The organism is Halodesulfovibrio aestuarii DSM 17919 = ATCC 29578 (assembly GCF_000384815.1).
GTDB lineage: Bacteria > Desulfobacterota > Desulfovibrionia > Desulfovibrionales > Desulfovibrionaceae > Halodesulfovibrio > Halodesulfovibrio aestuarii.
Genome location: NZ_ARQF01000021.1, coordinates 288996 through 305856, shown reverse-complemented (window position 1 = coordinate 305856; position 16861 = coordinate 288996). Strand labels below are relative to the sequence as shown.

The 16861-nt window shown below is 47.1% G+C and carries 28 protein-coding genes; 1 reads left to right on the top strand and 27 read right to left on the bottom strand.

Translation table 11 applies throughout. The features are described 5' to 3' along the window. Positions 1-18: 18 nt before the first annotated feature. From rpmJ to rpsL, 27 genes are all read right to left on the bottom strand, one after another. On the bottom strand, positions 19-132 hold the full coding sequence (gene rpmJ, locus F461_RS19085) for a 50S ribosomal protein L36 (protein WP_020001440.1): 114 nt from the start codon (positions 130-132) through the stop codon (positions 19-21). A 121-nt stretch (positions 133-253) separates the two neighbouring features. Further along, positions 254-1021, bottom strand: a complete 768-nt coding sequence (map, locus tag F461_RS0112140) for a type I methionyl aminopeptidase (RefSeq protein WP_020001439.1) — start codon at positions 1019-1021, stop codon at positions 254-256. Between the two features lie 2 nt (positions 1022-1023). After that, complete coding sequence (gene secY / locus F461_RS0112135; protein ID WP_020001438.1) at positions 1024-2337, bottom strand: preprotein translocase subunit SecY; 1314 nt, start codon at positions 2335-2337, stop codon at positions 1024-1026. Between the two features lie 7 nt (positions 2338-2344). Then, positions 2345-2794 (bottom strand): 50S ribosomal protein L15, encoded by a 450-nt coding sequence (rplO, locus tag F461_RS0112130; protein WP_020001437.1) that lies wholly within the window; start codon positions 2792-2794, stop codon positions 2345-2347. Then, positions 2794-2964 carry a 50S ribosomal protein L30 gene (rpmD, locus tag F461_RS0112125; RefSeq protein WP_020001436.1) on the bottom strand — a complete coding sequence of 57 codons (171 nt, stop codon included), beginning with the start codon at positions 2962-2964 and terminating at the stop codon, positions 2794-2796. Before rpmD ends, rplO begins: the two co-directional genes overlap by 1 nt. Positions 2965-2972: 8 nt before the next feature. Then, the gene (gene rpsE / locus F461_RS0112120; RefSeq protein ID WP_020001435.1) at positions 2973-3464 is read right to left on the bottom strand and encodes a 30S ribosomal protein S5; all 492 of its coding nucleotides are present in this window, start codon (positions 3462-3464) and stop codon (positions 2973-2975) included. Between the two features lie 17 nt (positions 3465-3481). After that, positions 3482-3838, bottom strand: a complete 357-nt coding sequence (gene rplR / locus F461_RS0112115) for a 50S ribosomal protein L18 (protein ID WP_020001434.1) — start codon at positions 3836-3838, stop codon at positions 3482-3484. 14 nt (positions 3839-3852) lie between these two features. Beyond that, positions 3853-4389, bottom strand: a complete 537-nt coding sequence (gene rplF / locus F461_RS0112110) for a 50S ribosomal protein L6 (protein ID WP_020001433.1) — start codon at positions 4387-4389, stop codon at positions 3853-3855. Positions 4390-4400: 11 nt separating this feature from the next. Continuing rightward, entirely contained in the window at positions 4401-4781 is a 381-nt protein-coding gene (gene rpsH / locus F461_RS0112105) for a 30S ribosomal protein S8 (protein ID WP_020001432.1), read from the bottom strand. A gap of 17 nt (positions 4782-4798) precedes the next feature. Next, entirely contained in the window at positions 4799-4984 is a 186-nt protein-coding gene (locus F461_RS0112100) for a type Z 30S ribosomal protein S14 (RefSeq protein ID WP_020001431.1), read from the bottom strand. Between the two features lie 12 nt (positions 4985-4996). Next, positions 4997-5536 carry a 50S ribosomal protein L5 gene (gene rplE / locus F461_RS0112095; RefSeq protein WP_020001430.1) on the bottom strand — a complete coding sequence of 180 codons (540 nt, stop codon included), beginning with the start codon at positions 5534-5536 and terminating at the stop codon, positions 4997-4999. A gap of 11 nt (positions 5537-5547) precedes the next feature. Continuing rightward, complete coding sequence (gene rplX / locus F461_RS0112090; RefSeq protein WP_020001429.1) at positions 5548-5871, bottom strand: 50S ribosomal protein L24; 324 nt, start codon at positions 5869-5871, stop codon at positions 5548-5550. A gap of 8 nt (positions 5872-5879) precedes the next feature. Next, on the bottom strand, positions 5880-6248 hold the full coding sequence (rplN, locus tag F461_RS0112085; RefSeq protein WP_020001428.1) for a 50S ribosomal protein L14: 369 nt from the start codon (positions 6246-6248) through the stop codon (positions 5880-5882). A gap of 9 nt (positions 6249-6257) precedes the next feature. Further along, complete coding sequence (gene rpsQ, locus F461_RS0112080) at positions 6258-6524, bottom strand: 30S ribosomal protein S17 (RefSeq protein ID WP_020001427.1); 267 nt, start codon at positions 6522-6524, stop codon at positions 6258-6260. Between the two features lies 1 nt (position 6525). Beyond that, positions 6526-6714 (bottom strand): 50S ribosomal protein L29, encoded by a 189-nt coding sequence (rpmC, locus tag F461_RS0112075; RefSeq protein WP_020001426.1) that lies wholly within the window; start codon positions 6712-6714, stop codon positions 6526-6528. 1 nt (position 6715) lies between these two features. Then, on the bottom strand, positions 6716-7129 hold the full coding sequence (rplP, locus tag F461_RS0112070; RefSeq protein ID WP_020001425.1) for a 50S ribosomal protein L16: 414 nt from the start codon (positions 7127-7129) through the stop codon (positions 6716-6718). Further along, positions 7129-7770 carry a 30S ribosomal protein S3 gene (gene rpsC / locus F461_RS0112065; protein ID WP_020001424.1) on the bottom strand — a complete coding sequence of 214 codons (642 nt, stop codon included), beginning with the start codon at positions 7768-7770 and terminating at the stop codon, positions 7129-7131. Before rpsC ends, rplP begins: the two co-directional genes overlap by 1 nt. 9 nt (positions 7771-7779) lie before the next feature. Further along, positions 7780-8112: a 50S ribosomal protein L22 gene (gene rplV / locus F461_RS0112060; RefSeq protein ID WP_020001423.1), complete on the bottom strand. Its 333-nt coding sequence runs from the start codon at positions 8110-8112 to the stop codon at positions 7780-7782. A gap of 15 nt (positions 8113-8127) precedes the next feature. Beyond that, positions 8128-8409 carry a 30S ribosomal protein S19 gene (rpsS, locus tag F461_RS0112055; RefSeq protein WP_020001422.1) on the bottom strand — a complete coding sequence of 94 codons (282 nt, stop codon included), beginning with the start codon at positions 8407-8409 and terminating at the stop codon, positions 8128-8130. Between the two features lie 9 nt (positions 8410-8418). Next, positions 8419-9249 (bottom strand): 50S ribosomal protein L2, encoded by an 831-nt coding sequence (rplB, locus tag F461_RS0112050; protein ID WP_020001421.1) that lies wholly within the window; start codon positions 9247-9249, stop codon positions 8419-8421. A 3-nt stretch (positions 9250-9252) separates the two neighbouring features. After that, positions 9253-9543 (bottom strand): 50S ribosomal protein L23, encoded by a 291-nt coding sequence (rplW, locus tag F461_RS0112045; RefSeq protein WP_020001420.1) that lies wholly within the window; start codon positions 9541-9543, stop codon positions 9253-9255. Between the two features lie 12 nt (positions 9544-9555). Then, positions 9556-10176, bottom strand: a complete 621-nt coding sequence (rplD, locus tag F461_RS0112040; protein WP_020001419.1) for a 50S ribosomal protein L4 — start codon at positions 10174-10176, stop codon at positions 9556-9558. Positions 10177-10188: 12 nt separating this feature from the next. Continuing rightward, positions 10189-10818, bottom strand: coding sequence for a 50S ribosomal protein L3 (rplC, locus tag F461_RS0112035; RefSeq protein WP_020001418.1), 630 nt, complete (start codon positions 10816-10818; stop codon positions 10189-10191). Between the two features lie 12 nt (positions 10819-10830). Continuing rightward, positions 10831-11148, bottom strand: a complete 318-nt coding sequence (gene rpsJ / locus F461_RS0112030) for a 30S ribosomal protein S10 (protein WP_010938597.1) — start codon at positions 11146-11148, stop codon at positions 10831-10833. A gap of 732 nt (positions 11149-11880) precedes the next feature. Next, positions 11881-13956: an elongation factor G gene (gene fusA, locus F461_RS0112025; RefSeq protein WP_020001417.1), complete on the bottom strand. Its 2076-nt coding sequence runs from the start codon at positions 13954-13956 to the stop codon at positions 11881-11883. Positions 13957-13971: 15 nt separating this feature from the next. Next, positions 13972-14442, bottom strand: coding sequence for a 30S ribosomal protein S7 (rpsG, locus tag F461_RS0112020; RefSeq protein ID WP_020001416.1), 471 nt, complete (start codon positions 14440-14442; stop codon positions 13972-13974). A 24-nt stretch (positions 14443-14466) separates the two neighbouring features. Continuing rightward, complete coding sequence (gene rpsL, locus F461_RS0112015) at positions 14467-14838, bottom strand: 30S ribosomal protein S12 (protein WP_020001415.1); 372 nt, start codon at positions 14836-14838, stop codon at positions 14467-14469. Between the two features lie 669 nt (positions 14839-15507). Here rpsL and sat point away from each other — a divergent pair. Then, a complete protein-coding gene (gene sat, locus F461_RS0112005) occupies positions 15508-16785 on the top strand; it encodes a sulfate adenylyltransferase (protein ID WP_020001413.1) in 1278 nt (425 codons plus the stop codon). Positions 16786-16861: the final 76 nt, after the last annotated feature.

Sequence of the window (16861 nt, the reverse complement as noted above, 5' to 3'; positions counted from 1 at the left end):
AATTTACTCCTGGTATGCTTAGCCCTGACGCTGTTTATGTCGGGGATTTTCGCAAATGACTCTCAGGATGCCCTTGCGCCGGATAACCTTGCACTTAGAGCACATTTTCTTAACTGAAGGCCTGACTTTCATCTTTGACTCCATAGTCTGGATCTTCTGACACAACAAAAGCTGAGCTTTACTAAGCCCAGAACTGAGGTCAGTAACACCAAGTTCCACAAGTAGTCAACACAAATAACATGTATTGACTCAATTAATCAGACAAACTCAGAATAACTGGTCCGTCTGATGTAATAGCAATAGAATGCTCAAAATGAGCTGAAAGCTTTCTGTCTTTGGTTACTGCAGTCCATTTGTCGTCGAGGATATCAACTTCATATGACCCTTCAGTAACCATCGGCTCGATGGCAATTACCATCCCAGCTTTCAAGGGAAGCCCCGAATTACCCTGCGGGACAAAGTTAGGAACTTCCGGCTTTTCATGAAGCTTACGGCCAATGCCGTGCCCAACGAAGCGACGTACAATACCAAATCCATTAGATTCAGCATGTTCCTGAATGGCTCTGGAAACATCATTAAGATTATTTCCAGGGCAAGCTTGCTCAATCCCCCTCATGAGAGATTCACGAGTTACATCGATAAGCTTTTGTGCTTTTTCCGATACAGCTCCTACCGCAAAAGTTCTGGCGTTGTCACCATAAAAACCTTCAACAAGGACGCCCACGTCAAAAGAAACTATATCTCCCTCTTTAAGCACCCGTTCAGACGGAAAACCGTGTACGATTTCTTCATTAACTGAACAGCATAAAGAATATGGGAAACCATAGAGACCAAGAAACGCAGGCTTAACATTGAACTGTTTACACAAGTTCATTGTCAGCTCATGGAAAAAAATAGTCTTAACGCCTGGGCGAACATGTTCACCCAGGACGTCAAGAATGATAGCACCAATTCGATTAGCCTCTCTAAGGAGACTTATCTCTTTTTCATTTTTTAAAAAAACACCGCGGTATTTTTTCACTTCTACTTTCTACCTTTTTTGGACTTACTCATAAGTCCTTCATATTGGCGAGAGATCATGTGAGATTCTACCTGTGACATAAAGTCCATTGCTACGCCAACAATGATCAAGAGGCTTGTGCCGCCAAAATAGAACGGTACATTAAGCTTTGCAATGAGGAGCATTGGAAGAACACAGATAGCTGCGATGTAAAAGGCACCCCAAAGGGTAATTCTGGAGAGAACCTTATCAATGTATTCTTTTGTTTTTACACCTGGACGGATGCCAGGAATAAAGCCACCTGAATTCTTCAAGTTCTCTGCAATATCTTTTGGATCAAAAACAATTGCAGTATAGAAGAAACAGAAGAATACAATGAGAGCAATGAAAATGATGTTATATACAATTGTCTGTGGAGCGAACCATGCTGAGAACTGCTGAATCCACTCTACATCTGGTGCAAATGTGCCGATCGTCGCCGGGAACATAAGCAGGGAAGATGCAAAAATAGGAGGAATAACACCAGCGGTGTTAATTCGCAGTGGAAGGTGAGTTGTCTGACCGCCGACCATTTTCCTACCCATTTGACGCTTGGCATAATGAATAGGGATACGACGCTGACCACGCTCCATAAAGACAATAAATGCCAAAACGGCAGCCATGATGGCAAGAATGATAATCCCAACAAAAATGCTGAGCTCACCCGCACCAACGAGGTTAAAGGATCTAAGCAGGGCACCCGGAAGACCAGCAATAATACCGGCGAAGATGATTAAGGAAATACCATTTCCCACACCCTTTTCAGTAATTTGCTCGCCTATCCACATAATCAAAACGGTACCTGCGGTAAGCGTGATGATAGTGGTGAGTCGGAAAGCCCATCCGGCTGTTAGTACAACTGGTGCGCCAATTGGGCTGGTCATACTTTCCAGACCAACAGCAATACCCAAACCCTGAATAATGGTAATGAGGACAGTACCATAACGAGTATACTGGGTAATCTTCTGGCGACCAGAAGCCCCTTCCTCTTTTGCCATACGCTTAAGCTCTGGTGAAACTACCTGCAAAAGCTGTACGATAATAGAGGCAGATATATAGGGCATGATGCCGAGGGCGAAGATCGACAGATTACGAAGTCCGCCCCCGGAAAACATGTCAAACAGGCCGAACAGGGTGTTTTGAACGCTGGCAAAGAAATCAGACAACGCTGCCGTGTCAACACCTGGAACAGGCACATGAATACCGATACGGTATACAGCGAGCAAGAAGAAGGTCCACAACAATTTCTTTTTCAGTTCTGGCTGGTTCGCCAGATTATCAACACCACTGAGCGCCACGTTTTACCTACCCTTCAAGCGCCTTGGCTTCGCCGCCGGCGTTTTGGATTTTTTCAAGTGCAGAAGCAGTGAACTTGTGAGCTTCAATAGTCAGCGCAGCGGAAATTTCGCCACGACCGAGAATTTTAACAGCTGCACCGTTCTGTGCAAGACCGCGTGCGTAGATGTCCTCGAGGGTGATGTTAGTCTGACCCTCAAATGCTTCAGCAAGGCGATCAAGGTTGATCACGTCGTATACTGCTTTAAACTTAGCGTTGGAGAACCCACGCTTAGGCAGACGACGAGCCAGAGGCATCTGGCCACCTTCGAAACCTGGACGAACACCACCGCCAGCGCGGGCATTCTGACCTTTATGACCTTTTGCTGCAGTCTTACCCCAGCCAGAGCCGGAGCCACGACCGATACGACGACGCTGCTTACGTTCCTCTTTAAACGGGAAAAGTTCATGAAGTTGCATTACTCCGTAACCTCCACCATATGAGAAACTTTAGCAATCATACCGCGCACTGCAGCATTGTCCTTAAACTGTTTTTCCTGACGGATCTTTTTCAGGCCCAGAGCGTCCAGTACAGCACGCTGTTTAGGGAGAGAGCCGATCCGGCTACGTACAAGTTTAACCTTGATCATGGCTATACCTACTTCCTAGGAGCTTCGAGCTTCTTACCACGCAATGAACCAACATAGTCAGCACTGCGCAGGGATGTCAGACCAGCCATGGTTGCACGGAGTACGTTATGTGGGTTGTTGGTACCGATAGCTTTTGCAAGAATATCAGTTACACCAACAGCTTCCATGATCGCACGCACCGGGCCACCAGCGATAATACCAGTACCTTTTGAAGCAGGCTTCAAAAGTACACGACCAGCGCCGAAGCGACCTAATACCTCATAAGGCAAGGTACCGTCAACCAATGAGATCTGAACCATGTCCCTTTTTGCACGCTCAGAGGCTTTACGCAAAGCTTCAGGAACTTCCTGTGCTTTACCGAGGCCGAAGCCTACATTGCCCTGACCGTCGCCAACTACAACCAATGCAGAAAAGCTGAAACGGCGACCGCCCTTTACAACTTTCGCAACGCGGTTGAGATAGACAATCTTTTCAATCAAACCGAGTTCGTTTTGTTCCATGACTATACCTATACCTGTTAAAATTTCAGGCCTGCTTCACGAGCTGCATCAGCAATTGCCTGAATGCGGCCGTGATAGATGTAGCCGTTACGGTCGAACACTACGCGCTCGATTTTCTGTTCCTTAGCAAGGCGAGCGATTTCTGTGCCAACCTTGGCTGCAGAAGCCTTGTTGGATTTAAGAGCATCGCCGTCTTTACTAAGAGTCAGAGTGGAAGCGGCTGCAATGGTTTTACCTTCGCAGTCATCCACAAGCTGAGCGTAGATATGCAGGTTAGACCTGAAGACAACGAGACGCGGACATTCAGCAGAGCCTGAAATCTTTTTCCGGATGCGAACTTTACGACGCAACCTTTTTTCGTTCTTGGACTTCATATGTCTAGACCTGCCTATTTACCTGCAGATTTACCGGCTTTGCGGCGGATCTGCTCATTATCATATTTAATGCCCTTGCCTTTGTAAGGTTCAGGCGGACGTACACGGCGAACGGTAGCTGCAAACTCGCCTACGAGCTGCTTATCGATGCCGCTTACTGTCAGCTTGTTACCCTCAGCTTTTGCTTCAATTCCTGCTGGAAGAGGCATAACTACAGGGTGGGAGAACCCAACTGCAAGTTCAACATTTTTTCCCTTTACCGCAACTTTGTAACCAACACCGTTGACTTCAAGAGTCTTGGAGAAGCCATTGCTTACTCCTTCGATGCAGTTAGCAACGAGAGTACGACGCAGGCCGTGCTGTGCACGTGCTACGCGGGACTCATCTTTGCGAGTAATTACTACATTGCCGTCGGCAATTTCGTAATTAAGGGTAGCTTCTACAGGTGTAGAAATGCTGCCCTTAGGGCCCTTAACATTAATAGCTTCGCCAGCAATCTTAACTTCAACACCGGAAGGGATTGCTACAGGCTGCTTACCAATTCGTGACATGACTGCACCCGCTACCAGATTTCACAGAGGAGTTCGCCGCCAGCATTAGCTTCTTTAGCAGCGTTTCCTTCTAGTACACCACGGGACGTGGACAGGATACAAATACCAAGACCGTTCTGAACGGCCGGAACGTCCTGTGCACCTACGTAAACACGACGACCTGGCTTAGAGATACGTTTGAGGCCAGCGATTACAGCTTTACCTTTTACGTATTTCAAAGTGATCTTGATTTCACGATCTTCAACAGAGAAGTCGTTTACGTAACCTTCAGCCTTGAGGATGGAGGCAATGGATTCCTTCATCTTCGAGCGCGGCACACTCACTTCCTTATGAAGGGCCAAGTGCGCGTTGCGGACACGTGTAAGCATGTCTGCAATAGGATCAGTCAGCATCTAAAACTCCTTGTGACTTACCAGCTCGATTTACGAACGCCTGGCAGCTCACCGCGCAGAGACATCTGGCGGAAGCAGATACGGCAAATGCCGAAACGACGCATGAATGCGCGTGGGCGTCCACAAATAGGACAACGATTGTATGCACGCGCGCTAAACTTAGGTTTGCGCGCAGCTTTTACTTCAAGAGATTTACGTGACATCTATGGTTCTCCTTACTTCTTGAAAGGCATTCCGAGCTGATCAAGCAGGAATTTGCCTTCTTTGTCAGAGGAAGCGGTAGTAACGATGGTGATGTTCATACCAAAGGCATTATCAACACGATCTGCTTCCATTTCAGGGAAGATTGTGTGTTCTTTGATACCGAGGGTAAAGTTACCACGACCATCAAAACCACGATCAGGGATACCGCGGAAGTCACGTACACGAGGCAGTGCAAAGTTAACGAGCTTATCGAGGAAATCCCACATTTCAGCACCACGAAGAGTTACACGGCAGCCAATCGGCATGCCTTCACGCAGTTTAAATGCAGCGATAGACTTCTTAGCACGAGTAACAACGGCCTTCTGACCAGCGATGGCGGTAAGCGCTACAACAGCATCTTCGAGGATTTTGTTGTTAGTGCTTGCTTCACCAAGGCCGATATTGAGGGAGATCTTTTCCAGCCCGGGAACCTGCATAGGTCCTTTGTACTGGAACTCTTTCTGCAAGGCCGGCACCACGTTTTCTTTATAGATCTTATTCAGACGGGTCATCGTCTTTCACCCTACCCAAGGATTTCGTTACACTTCTTGCAGAAGCGCACTTTTTTACCGTCTTCGGTGTAGCGGTAACCTACGCGAGTAGGTTCAGCACATGCACCGCACATGACCATCACGTTAGAAACGTGAATAGGCATTTCTTTTTCGACGATTCCACCAGGCTGCTGCGCATATGGGTTCGCCTTAGTGTGGCGTTTAACCATATTTGCACCTTCGACAATTACACGATCTTTCTTACGAAGGATCTTGGTAACTTTGCCGATTTTGCCTTTGTCCTTACCGGAGGTTACCATGACCTTGTCGTCTTTATGGATACGATACTGTTTCATGGTTTCTCCTACAATACCTCAGGTGCGAGAGATACAATCTTCATAAAACCTTTACCGCGAAGTTCGCGAGCAACTGGTCCGAAGATACGTGTACCTACAGGTTCGCCCTGCTTGTTCAGCACTACTGCTGCGTTGGTGTCGAATTTGATGTAAGTGCCATCTACGCGACGAATTTCTTTTTTCGTGCGCACAACAACAGCTTTCATCACGTCACCTTTTTTCACCTTGGAATGAGGCATAGCCTCTTTCACGGATACTACGATGATGTCGCCTACAGAAGCATAACGGCGTTTTGAACCGCCGAGTACTTTAATACAAGCAACTTTTTTGGCACCGGAGTTGTCCGCTACTTCAAGAGTGGATTCTACCTGAATCATAGCAAACCCCTAAACGGCTTTTTCCAAAACAGAAACGAGATGCCAGCGTTTGTTGCGACTGAGTGGACGAAACTCGATGATTTTCACTTTATCACCCATTGCGCATTCGTTGTTAGGGTCGTGAGCAGTAAACTTCTTACGACGACGAATGTACTTCTTGAGAAGCGGGTGTTTTACGAGTGTCTCAACGCGAACAACAATAGTTTTGTCGTTCTTGTCACTCACAACAGTACCAACGAGCGCGCGACCCTTCCGCTGTTCAATAGCTTCGGACATTTTACGCTCCCTTTTCCTTCAAAATGGTCAAAATACGTGCAATTGCACGTTTTGTAGCAGGAATACCGGAAGTATTATCAAGCTGTGCAGTTGCATGCTTGAAACGCAAGTCAAAAAGTTCCTTGCGAGCTTCTTCCAGCTTAGTGTTGAGTTCTTCAACGCTAAGTTTTTTAAGTTCTGCGGCTTTCATACTAGAGCCCCTCCTTAACCACAATAGTAGTCCTGATAGGGAGCTTGTAAGATGCACGTTTCAGTGCTTCTTTAGCAAGTTCGATATCAACACCTTTGATTTCGTACAGGATACGACCAGGCTTAACAGGTGCGTACCAACCACATGGTGCGCCCTTACCTTTACCCTGACGAACTTCAAGAGGCTTAGAGGTTTTCACGTGATCCGGGAAAATACGGATCCAAACTTTACCACCGCGTCGAATGTGACGGATCATCGCAATACGAGCAGATTCAATCTGCTGATTAGAGAGTTTGCCATGTTCGAGCGCTTTTAAACCGATGTCACCGAAAGCAATGGTATTACCGCGAGTGGCTTTGCCTTTAAGGCGGCCAGTCTGTTGCTTACGGAATTTAGTCTTTCTAGGCTGAAGCATTACTGCCCTACCTCACTGTCAAGGATTTCGCCTTTGTAGATCCAGACTTTAACACCGATGATACCGTAAGTGGTGGAAGCTTCTGCAAAACCGTAGTCGATATCAGCGCGCAGAGTCTGAAGCGGAACCTGACCTTCGCGGTACCATTCGGTACGAGCGATTTCAGCGCCTGCCAGACGGCCAGCACAAGATACTTTGATACCTTCTGCACCAAACTTGCGTGCCATGGAAACAGTGCGTTTCATAGCGCGGCGGAAAGCAACACGGCGTTCCAACTGCATAGCAATGTTTTCAGCTACAAGCTGTGCATTAGTTTCAGGGCGACGGATTTCGTTAACTTCGATGGAGAATTCACGCTGGAATTTACCACGAAGATCAGCACGAAGCTTTTCGATTTCTACGCCCTTACGGCCGATGACAATACCCGGACGTGCTGTGCTAAGGATAAGACGAACTTTTCCGCCAGCGCGTTCGATTTCAATGTCAGCAATACCTGCATGATACAGGGCCTTTTTTACGTACTTACGAATTTTGCTATCTTCGAAGACAAAGGCAGGATATTCTTTTTTGCTGAACCAGCGAGATCTCCAGTTCTTGTTAAAACCAAGACGGAAACCATATGGATGTACTTTTTGTCCCATAACTGTATCCTAACTTTCTTCGAGAATGACAGTGATGTGGCTGGTACGCTTCAGGATGCGAGTTGCGCGACCCTGTGCACGAGGCATAAAGCGTTTCCAGGTTGGACCCTCGTTGACTATAACCTGTTTCACCACGAGAGCATCCACATCAGAGCCAGGCACCTGTTCGGCGTTGGCGATTGCAGAGTGCAGCACTTTAAAAATAACGGCTGCACCTTTGTTCGGGGTGAACTTAAGGATATTTACAGCGTCTTCTACTGGCAGACCCACGATGTTTTTAGCAACAAGACGGGTTTTGCGTGTAGATACGCGTACGAACTTGGCGGTAGCTTGAGCTTGCATATTACTTCACCTGCCCTAGCGTTTAGCCTTGCTCTTTTTGTCGGCAGCATGGCCGTAGTACGTGCGGGTCGGGGAGAATTCACCGAATTTGTGACCAACCATGTTCTCAGTCACGAATACAGGGATGAATTTCTTACCGTTATGAACCGCAAAGGTAAGGCCTACCATTTCAGGAAGAATCATGGAACGACGGGACCAAGTCTTGATCACGCGGCGATCGCCACTTTCCTGAGCCTTCTCAACTTTTCGGAGAAGATGGTCGTCGACAAAAGGACCTTTTTTAAGAGACCTAGGCATTTTCTACTCCTACTTCTGACCGCGACGCTTAACGATAAGCTTATTGGAAGCTTTCTTCTTGTCGCGAGTCTTGTAGCCTTTGGTAGGTACGCCCCAAGGGGTAACCGGATGGCGACCACCAGAGCTACGACCTTCACCACCACCGAGTGGGTGATCGATAGGGTTCATTGCAACACCACGAACTTTCGGACGGTTACCGAGCCAGCGATTACGGCCAGCTTTACCGATGCGAATTTTTTCGTGAGTTACGTTACCAACCTGACCAACGGTTGCGATACAGGTCAAAAGAACCTTACGAACTTCACCAGAAGGCATGCGCAGAAGTGCGTATTTACCTTCTTTAGCAACGAGCTGTGCATATGCACCAGCAGCACGACAGAACTGTCCGCCACGGCCTGGAGCAAGCTCGATGTTGTGAATAATTGTACCAACCGGAATCTTGCTCATTGGAAGAGCGTTACCAGGTTTGATGTCTGCAGTTTCACCTGCAACAACAACATCACCCTGTTTTACGCCAACTGGAGCAATGATGTAACGCTTCTCGCCGTCTGCGTAGTGCAGAAGAGCGATACGAGCGGAACGGTTTGGGTCGTATTCGATATGTGCAATAGTTGCAGGAATATCGAACTTGTTACGTTTAAAATCGATGATACGGTAAAGACGTTTGTGTCCACCGCCACGACGACGCTGAGTAATACGACCGTAGTTGTTGCGACCTGCTTTTTTGGACAGGCCTTCAGTCAAAGACTTCTCTGGGGTGCTACGAGTGATTTCCTCGAAAAGGGAAATAGTCTGGGAGCGACGACCCGGAGAAGTAGGCTTAAGCTTACGAACAGCCATTGCTTACACTCCCTCGAAGAATTCGATTTTTTCGCCAGCGGCCAGAGTCACGTACGCCTTTTTGAAGCCAGAGATCTGACCGACGGTGCGGCCATGACGCACTCTAGGCTGTGGGCGACGTTTCACTACGTTAACACCTGCAACTTTAACATTGTAGGCTTCTTCTACTGCCTTCTTGATCTCAATTTTGTTAGCAGATGGCGCTACAAAGAATGTAACCTGCTGAGCTTCTTCCTTGAGGAAAGTAGCTTTTTCAGAGACAAGCGGCTTGATGAGGATCTTAGTATAATTCATGTGACCCTACCTCTACTTCAGTCGTTCCTGAACGGATTCAACAGCGCCTTCAAGCAGAACAAGCTGCTTATGACGGAGCACGTCGTATACGTTCAGCTGCTCAACAGACTGTACGGTGATACCTGGGAGGTTACGTGCGGAAAGAACGAGCTTTTCATCGAGGTCTTTTGCTACGATGAGTGCTTTGTTCAAACCGAGAGCCTCAGTAACACCAGCCATGAGCTTAGTCTTTACTTCAGGCAGTTCGATGCTATTAACGACCAAGAGATTCTCACCAGCAAGGCGGGAAGACAGAGCCATTTTAATAGCAAGGCGACGAACCTTTTTATTTACCTTAAACCCATAGTCGCGGGGCTGAGGACCAAAAGTCACAGCACCACCACGCCAGATTGGGGAACGGGAAGAACCAGCACGAGCACGGCCAGTACCTTTCTGACGCCAAGGTTTAGCGCCACCGCCACGAATATCGGAGCGGCCCTTAACTGCGTGGGTGCCTGCACGCTTAGCTGCACGCTGAGCGCGTACAACAAGGTTCAGGATCTCGGGTTTTACCTCGACCTCGAACACTTCAGGAGCCAAGGTGATTTCACCGGCTTCTGCTTTGTTCTGATCGTATAATTTTACAACAGCCACTGTAGTACCCCTTTACTGCTTACGTACCAGTACGAGGCCGTTCTTAGGACCAGGTACTGCACCCTTAACCAGGATGAGGTTCTCATCGGCGCGAACAGCGACGACTTCGAGGTTAGATGTAGTCTGGCGAACGTTACCCATGTGACCAGGCATTTTTTTGCCTTTGAACACTTTACCTGGGAACGTTGCGTGACCAATGGAGCCTGGGGAACGATGCACTTTTTCGTGACCGTGGGACGCAGGCATACCAGCGAAGTTCCAGCGCTTCATTACGCCCTGGAAGCCTTTACCAATTGTAGTGCCGGTCACACGAACTTTTTCGCCTGCAGCAAAGATATCTGCAGAAAGCTCCTGACCAACTTCCAGTTCTGGTGCTTCCTCAAGACGAATTTCGCATGTATTGCGGAACAAACCGCGGTCAGCTTTTGCAAAATGACCACGCATTGCCTTGGTTACATGCTTTTCTTTAGCTTCGCCAAATGCAATCTGAACTGCATTATATCCGTCAGTAGCCGCATCTTTTTTCTGGATTACAGGGCATGGACCTGCTTCGATAACGGTAACTGCAACAGCAGAACCATCGTTAGCGAAAATACGGGTCATGCCAACTTTGCGGCCCAAGATTCCTAATTTCTCAGTCATGATTACCTCTCGCTAGAGTTTAATCTCAACGTCCACGCCAGCAGGTAGACTGAGCTTTCCAAGAGCATCAACGGTCTGTTGAGTAGGCTCAAGGATATCCATAAGACGCTTGTGGATGCGCATTTCGAACTGCTCGCGAGACTTTTTGTCTACGTGTACAGAACGGTTGACCGTGAACTTGTGAATGTTTGTTGGGAGCGGAATTGGACCAGCAACCCCTGCACCCGTGTTGCGCGCCGTATCAACGATTTCAGCCACAGCCTTATCAAGGATGCGGTAATCGTAAGCTTTAAGCTTAATTCTGATACGATCACTGCTAACAGTTGTCATAGTTTATTACTCCATATTAGGGATACGAGACCCTTACCTGTGATCATTCCGTGAGGGGAATGATCCAAACTGCAATAAGCAGAAATTTCCTCACGACGGTACAAGATGAAATCTCTGTAAAGTAACGGCTGAACAGATGCATCTTGCCCTAGTAACGACAGAGGACAGGAGAACTCGAAACGAGTCCGAAATTTGTTATTCGTAGATAATGGAGAAAAGAAGAGAGGGATTGTGATGTGTGACAAGCCAGCCTAGCCCGACAACATCAAAAGACCTCTACTCCACTACCTGCGAAGAACGCCCAAATGTCGTCAGCCTAGCCTGCGAACAATTGATAGATTCAATAGACGCAGGGGGCCCGCAGGGGTTCCAAGATGCAAGTGGTATAAACACTTAAAATTGTATGTGCACCTTACAGCAAAACACGGTCCTTGCTGGAACGGCACGACATAATGCAGCATCAAGAAACGCCTGCAAATGTCAAAAAACAGCAGAATGGGCTCGACCCATTCTTAACCTCCAAATTTGTGAGGAGGAGTTTTTGTGCTTAAGAACAAAACGATGTTTGCCTCAAGCGAGAAAGACTTATATGTGAGACAAGCTCTAACGTCAACACCTATTTCGTATTTTTTTTACGATATGTTGAAATATACTTACTCTACCCTTTCTAACCAGAAAAGCTCCGGCCATCTTACGATGACCGGAGCATTATATCGCCTGAAAACTCAGGTACTAACCTTTACTGCTTACAATTTCTTCAGCAATAGAGTTAGGTACAGGCTCGTAGTGATCGAACTGCATAGTGAAGTTCGCACGACCCTGGGTTTTGGAGCGAAGGTCAGTTGCGTAACCGAACATTTCGGAAAGCGGAACCATCGCATCAATAACCTGAGCATTAGCACGGGTATTCATACCCTGTACGCGACCACGACGACCGTTAAGGTCACCCATTACGTCGCCAAGGTATTCCTCAGGAGTTACAACCTCTACACCCATAATAGGCTCGAGGATCTGAGGACCAGCTTTCTTACAAGCAGCTTTAATCGCCATAGAACCAGCGATGTAGAATGCCTGTTCAGAGGAGTCAACGTCGTGGTAAGAACCGAATACGAGGTTAACTTTAACGTCAACAGTTGGGAATCCAGCAAAAACACCGCTTTTGAGTGCTTCCTGAATACCTTTGTCAACAGCTGGGATGTATTCTTTAGGAATAACACCACCGGTGATGGAGTTACTGAATTCGTAACCTTTCTCTGGGTTAGGTTCAACTTCAATAACAACATGACCATACTGACCACGACCACCAGACTGCTTAGCATACTTGTGATCTTCTTTAGCAACCTTGGTGATAGTTTCACGGTAGGCTACCTGAGGCTTACCAACGTTAGCGTTAACGCTAAATTCACGGGTAAGACGGTCAACAATGATGTCGAGGTGAAGCTCACCCATACCGGAAATAAGGGTCTGACCTGTTTCGTCATCACCTTTTACACGGAAGGATGGATCTTCTTTAGCAAGCTTAGCAAGAGCTGCGGACAGAGCGTCACGGTCAGCTTTTGTTTTAGGCTCAATAGCAACTTCGATAACTGGATCTGGAATGTCGAGAGACTCGAGTACTACAGGACGATCCATCGCGCAGATGGTGTCACCGGTAGATACGTTTTTCAGACCAACAACAGCTACGATGTCGCCAGCGTATGCTTCTTTAATGTCCTCACGCTTGTTAGCATGCATTTTAAGAAGACGACCAACACGCTCTTTTTTACCGGTGTTAGCGTTGAAAATGGTCATACCAGTTTCAATTTTACCGGAGTAGATGCGGCTGAAGGAAAGGTGACCGATGTATGGGTCAGAAGCGAGCTTGAACACGAGAGCGGAGAAAGGTTCTTTGTCATCACATGGACAAGGAATTTTCACTTCTTCGTTGTCAGGGTCGCTACCTTCCATTGCTGGGATATCAACAGGGCTTGGCAGGTAGTCAACTACCGCGTCAAGCAGAGGCTGTACGCCCATGTTACGGAATGCAGAGCCACAGAATACAGGTACGATAGTACGTGCAATAGTAGCTTTACGCAGAGCAGATTTAATTTCTTCAGCGGAGAGTTCTTCGCCGCCGAGATATTTTTCGAAGAGTTCTTCGTCTTCTTCTGCTGCTGCTTCCATCATTTCAAGGCGTTTTTCGTCATAGAGGTCCTGCAAGTCAGCAGGAACAGCTTTGATTTCGAACTCAGCACCTTTGGTAGCTTTATCATAGTAGATAGCTTCGCCGGTTACGAGATCGATGATGCCTTCAAAATGGTCTTCAGCACCGATTGGAATCTGGAGAGAGATAGGCTTAGCACCGAGACGATCGGAGATCATGCCAACTGCACGCCAGTAATCGGAACCAATGCGGTCCATTTTGTTGATGAAGCAGATGCGAGGCACACCGTAACGGTCAGCCTGACGCCATACAGTCTCAGACTGAGGCTCAACACCGGCAACAGCATCGAACACACAAACGGAACCATCAAGAACACGAAGGGAGCGTTCAACTTCCATAGTGAAGTCAACGTGGCCCGGTGTATCAATGATGTTTACGCGGTAATCTTTCCAGAAACAGGTAGTTGCAGCAGAGGTAATAGTAATACCACGCTCTTTTTCCTGCTCCATCCAGTCCATATTGGACTCACCGTCGTGTGTCTCACCAATTTTGTGAGATACACCGGTGTAGTAGAGAATACGTTCAGTAGTGGTAGTCTTACCCGCATCAATGTGGGCCATGATACCAATATTTCTCTGTTTTGATACAGCTACTTTAGCAGACACAGCAAGCTCCTCAGATTACCAACGGAAATGAGCAAAAGCTTTGTTAGCTTCTGCCATACGGTGGGTGTCTTCTTTCTTCTTCACAGCACCGCCACGACTGTTGAACGCGTCAAGCAGTTCGCCGGACAGACGTGCAACCATGCCCTGCTCGCCACGACCGCGAGCGTAGGTGATGATCCAACGGATAGAGAGAGAAACCTGACGGTCTGGACGAACTTCAACTGGAACCTGATAAGTTGCACCACCAACGCGGCGAGACTTAACTTCCAGATGAGGTTTTACATTTTCAATAGACTTTTCAAAAGCGCGGATTGCATCTTCGCCGGTTTTTTCAGCGAGAACATCAAGTGCTTTATAGAAGATTTTTTCTGCGGTGCTCTTTTTACCGTCAAGCATAAGACGGTTAACAAAACGAGCTGCCAGACGGCTTCCATATACTGGATCTGGCAAAATCTCACGCTTAGGTACGGGTCCTTTACGAGGCATATCTATATTACTCCAATTAACTGCTTACTTAGGACGCTTAGCGCCGTATTTAGAACGGCCCTGGCGACGATCGGCAACACCAGCGGTGTCGAGGGTACCACGTACGATATGGTAACGTACACCTGGTAAGTCTTTTACACGACCACCACGGATCATAACAACAGAGTGTTCCTGCAAGTTATGACCTTCACCAGGGATGTAGGCAGTTACTTCGATGCCGTTGGTGAGGCGTACACGAGCTACTTTACGCAGCGCGGAGTTAGGTTTTTTAGGCGTAGTGGTGTAAACACGAGTACAAACGCCGCGACGCTGTGGACAAGCCTGCAGCGCTGGGGTTTTCTTACGTTTTACAACCTTCTTACGTTCCTTACGGATAAGTTGGTTGATAGTGGGCATTTTTCCTCCAAAGGAATTAATCAAAGTCGTTCGCTTAGTACAGGATGAGCAGCCCCCGTTGTGTGGTGCAACTCAAATCACAACAAAAGCACCAACCAACCTTCAGTGGAGAACTAAAAGTTAGTTAGTAGCTCATCTATTCCAAACGGGGACCCGATGCAGCCCAGCAGCCCGCTCGGCATCGTCAGTCAGACCCGTGAAATTTCGAATCAGCTACTTACGTCTTTTTTTTACGGTGTTCAAGTAATTTTTGCTATTTTTTTCATATATAATAATGTTACTAACAAAACCAACGTCTTTTTTTTATTTTTTGATCTTTTTGTACTCTTTTTCACAAGCTTTTCACTGTTCCAACCACCCCAAAATACCCATTATTTTTTCTTCATTTGTACTATTATTCTCAACCAAGTGAATTCTGCCTGTTATTTTATTTTTTCTTGACACAGAGACATGCTCTCAACACACTGTATTTACAGGGTTAAAAAAGTTAAATTTTTACCCTTGACTTTTTGTCTAATTTTTCACAAACCATTCTCAAGCACTAAGTAGAATTTTAAAGACACAAGCGCAATCGTCTATCTATTTAGTGCGACTACAAGATTGGCTTTATGAAAAACCAAATCGGTAATTCACAAGTTACAAACTTTTATATTCCGGAGGAAGGAAGTTATGTCTAAACTGGTAGCCCCACATGGTGGTAAAGGTCTCGTTTGTTGCCTGCTCGAAGGCGCAGAACTCGAAGCTGAAGTAAAAAAAGCTGAAGGCCTCAAAAAGCTCGACATCTCTGCTCGTGCAAAAGGCGACCTTATCATGATGGGTATCGGTGGCTTCTCCCCACTGAACGGTTTCATGGGTAAAGAAGACTGGAAGAACGTATGTGAGAACTTCACTCTCGCAGACGGCACTTTCTGGCCTGTACCAGTTACCCTTGACGCTTCCAAAGAAGAAGCTGACGCAATCGCTGTTGGTGAAGAAATCGCTCTCGTTCGTAACGGCATCGCTTTCGCTACTATGAAAGTAGAAGAAAAGTTCGAAATGACCGAAGCTGACAAAAAATGGGAATGCGAAAAAGTATTCAAAGGCGAAGGCGAAGAGTCTGCTGATGACGTATTCTGGAAGATCGCTCTTGAAGATCACCCAGGCGTAAAAATGGTTATGGCTCAGAAAGAAGTTAACCTTGCTGGTCCTGTTAAAGTTCTTTCCGAAGGCGAATACCCAGAAGAATACAAAGGTGTTTACCTCCGTCCTGCAGAAGTTCGTGCTATGTTCGAAGAACGTGGTTGGTCTGAAGTTGCTGCACTGCAGCTCCGTAACCCAATGCACCGTTCACACGAATTCCTCGCAAAAATCGCTATCGAAGTTTGCGACGGCGTGCTCATTCACTCCCTCATCGGTAACCTCAAGCCAGGAGACATTCCTGCAGACGTTCGCGTAAAAGCTATCGATGCACTTGTGGAACACTACTTCGTAAAAGACAACGTAATTCAGGCTGGCTACCCACTTGACATGCGTTACGCTGGTCCACGTGAAGGTCTGCTCCACGCTACTTTCCGTCAGAACTACGGTGTAAACAACATGCTCATCGGTCGTGACCACGCTGGTGTTGGTGACTTCTACGGTCTCTTCGAAGCACAGGAAATCTTTGATCGTATTCCTACCCCAGCAGATGAAGGCAAAGCACTGCTTTGTAAACCAATGAAAATTGACTGGACCTTCTACTGCTACAAATGTGACGGCATGGCTTCCCTTCGTACCTGCCCACACAGCAAAGAAGATCGTGTTATCCTTTCCGGTACAAAACTCCGTAAAGCACTTTCCGAAGGCGCTGAAATTCCAGATCACTTCGGTCGTGACGAAGTTCTCGTTATCCTTCGTGAATACTACGAAGGCCTTACCGAGAAAGTTGAAGTTAAAATGCAGGGTGCAGCTTCCGGCGAATCCATGTAGTTTTAGCTACGCTGATTATAAAAGGGGATCGGGTAACCGATCCCCTTTTTTTATGTGTGAGGATATCTTTTTACAT

What these genes read in the sequence shown, in the direction of transcription:
- rplW (WP_020001420.1), bottom strand. Translation starts at nt 9,543, where the DNA reads ATGAATTATACTAAGATCCTCATCAAGCCGCTTGTCTCTGAAAAAGCT.
- rpsJ (WP_010938597.1), bottom strand. Translation starts at nt 11,148, where the DNA reads ATGACAACTGTTAGCAGTGATCGTATCAGAATTAAGCTTAAAGCTTAC.
- rpsG (WP_020001416.1), bottom strand. Translation starts at nt 14,442, where the DNA reads ATGCCTCGTAAAGGACCCGTACCTAAGCGTGAGATTTTGCCAGATCCA.
- rplO (WP_020001437.1), bottom strand. Translation starts at nt 2,794, where the DNA reads ATGCAACTTCATGAACTTTTCCCGTTTAAAGAGGAACGTAAGCAGCGT.
- rplE (WP_020001430.1), bottom strand. Translation starts at nt 5,536, where the DNA reads ATGACCCGTCTGAATAAGATCTATAAAGAAAACGTGGTGCCGGCCTTG.
- rpsH (WP_020001432.1), bottom strand. Translation starts at nt 4,781, where the DNA reads ATGCTGACTGATCCTATTGCAGACATGCTTACACGTGTCCGCAACGCG.
- rpmD (WP_020001436.1), bottom strand. Translation starts at nt 2,964, where the DNA reads ATGATCAAGGTTAAACTTGTACGTAGCCGGATCGGCTCTCTCCCTAAA.
- sat (WP_020001413.1), top strand. Translation starts at nt 15,508, where the DNA reads ATGTCTAAACTGGTAGCCCCACATGGTGGTAAAGGTCTCGTTTGTTGC.
- rplR (WP_020001434.1), bottom strand. Translation starts at nt 3,838, where the DNA reads ATGAAGTCCAAGAACGAAAAAAGGTTGCGTCGTAAAGTTCGCATCCGG.
- rplX (WP_020001429.1), bottom strand. Translation starts at nt 5,871, where the DNA reads ATGAAACAGTATCGTATCCATAAAGACGACAAGGTCATGGTAACCTCC.
- rpmJ (WP_020001440.1), bottom strand. Translation starts at nt 132, where the DNA reads ATGAAAGTCAGGCCTTCAGTTAAGAAAATGTGCTCTAAGTGCAAGGTT.
- rplP (WP_020001425.1), bottom strand. Translation starts at nt 7,129, where the DNA reads ATGCTTCAGCCTAGAAAGACTAAATTCCGTAAGCAACAGACTGGCCGC.
- rplC (WP_020001418.1), bottom strand. Translation starts at nt 10,818, where the DNA reads ATGACTGAGAAATTAGGAATCTTGGGCCGCAAAGTTGGCATGACCCGT.
- rpsQ (WP_020001427.1), bottom strand. Translation starts at nt 6,524, where the DNA reads ATGTCCGAAGCTATTGAACAGCGGAAGGGTCGCGCGCTCGTTGGTACT.
- rplN (WP_020001428.1), bottom strand. Translation starts at nt 6,248, where the DNA reads ATGATTCAGGTAGAATCCACTCTTGAAGTAGCGGACAACTCCGGTGCC.
- rplB (WP_020001421.1), bottom strand. Translation starts at nt 9,249, where the DNA reads ATGGCTGTTCGTAAGCTTAAGCCTACTTCTCCGGGTCGTCGCTCCCAG.
- rpmC (WP_020001426.1), bottom strand. Translation starts at nt 6,714, where the DNA reads ATGAAAGCCGCAGAACTTAAAAAACTTAGCGTTGAAGAACTCAACACT.
- F461_RS0112100 (WP_020001431.1), bottom strand. Translation starts at nt 4,984, where the DNA reads ATGTCACGTAAATCTCTTGAAGTAAAAGCTGCGCGCAAACCTAAGTTT.
- rpsS (WP_020001422.1), bottom strand. Translation starts at nt 8,409, where the DNA reads ATGCCTAGGTCTCTTAAAAAAGGTCCTTTTGTCGACGACCATCTTCTC.
- rpsC (WP_020001424.1), bottom strand. Translation starts at nt 7,770, where the DNA reads ATGGGACAAAAAGTACATCCATATGGTTTCCGTCTTGGTTTTAACAAG.
- rpsE (WP_020001435.1), bottom strand. Translation starts at nt 3,464, where the DNA reads ATGGAACAAAACGAACTCGGTTTGATTGAAAAGATTGTCTATCTCAAC.
- rplF (WP_020001433.1), bottom strand. Translation starts at nt 4,389, where the DNA reads ATGTCACGAATTGGTAAGCAGCCTGTAGCAATCCCTTCCGGTGTTGAA.
- rpsL (WP_020001415.1), bottom strand. Translation starts at nt 14,838, where the DNA reads ATGCCCACTATCAACCAACTTATCCGTAAGGAACGTAAGAAGGTTGTA.
- rplV (WP_020001423.1), bottom strand. Translation starts at nt 8,112, where the DNA reads ATGCAAGCTCAAGCTACCGCCAAGTTCGTACGCGTATCTACACGCAAA.